The following is an 866-nucleotide window of genomic DNA, read 5'->3' as shown; positions in this document are numbered from 1 at the left end:
GAGGGCGATAGTGCCAGCTTCCCGATCAGTCTTACTGATCCTAACGGCAATCCGGTCAATGCCATTACCGATGTGGTGGTTGATATTGCTTATACAGGTCAAGCTATTGACGGTACTGACTTTACTGGGGTGGCGCAAGTGACTATCCTTGCGGGCACCAGCACCGTTAACCTTGACATTGCAACCATCGACGACTTTATTGCTGAGGGTAGTGAGCTGGTTGGCATCACCATTAGCAATCCAGTTGGCGGTGGCTTTGAGGTCATCGTGGTGGGTCAAGCGACTGCTGATATGACCATTGTTGATGAAGCCGATCCCGGTCCTGAGGATACTATCACCGTCTCTATTGCTGACACCGTTGGCGATGTAATCGAGGGCGATAGTGCCAGCTTCCCGATTAGTCTTACTGATGCTAACGGCAATCCAGTCACCAGCTTTAGTCCGGTCACTGTAGATGTCACTTATAGCGGCGTTGCCATAGACGGCACCGACTTTACCGGTGTCGCCACCGTCACCATCCCAGCGGGTAGTAGCAGTGCGAACTTAACCTTAGCGACTATCGATGACTTTATCGCTGAGGGCAGTGAGCTGGTTGGTATTACCATTAGTAACCCAGTCGGCGGCGGCTTTGAGGCCATCGTGGTCGGTCAAGCGACTGCCGATATGAACATCGTTGACGAAGCCGATCCCGGTCCTGAGGATACTATCACTGTCACTTTAACTGGCGATACTGAAGTAAACGAAGGCGCTGATGCGACCTACTTGGTTGCTCTGAGCACAGCACCGATCAATAATCCGGTGACCGTTGATGTTACCTATAGCTATCCTGTGGTGGGTGGTGCAGACGGTAATGACATTGTCACCAT

General features: G+C 51.8%; 1 protein-coding gene. It reads left to right on the top strand.

What is annotated here, in order from left to right:
- Positions 1 to 866: immunoglobulin-like domain-containing protein (locus JMX18_RS13155; protein WP_265088840.1), on the top strand; the 866-nt coding region annotated here is incomplete at both ends.

The sequence above is a fragment of the Psychrobacter jeotgali genome, assembly GCF_904846315.1.
In the GTDB taxonomy this organism is placed as follows: Bacteria; Pseudomonadota; Gammaproteobacteria; order Pseudomonadales; family Moraxellaceae; genus Psychrobacter; species Psychrobacter jeotgali.
This window is presented reverse-complemented; position numbering and strand designations above follow the sequence as displayed.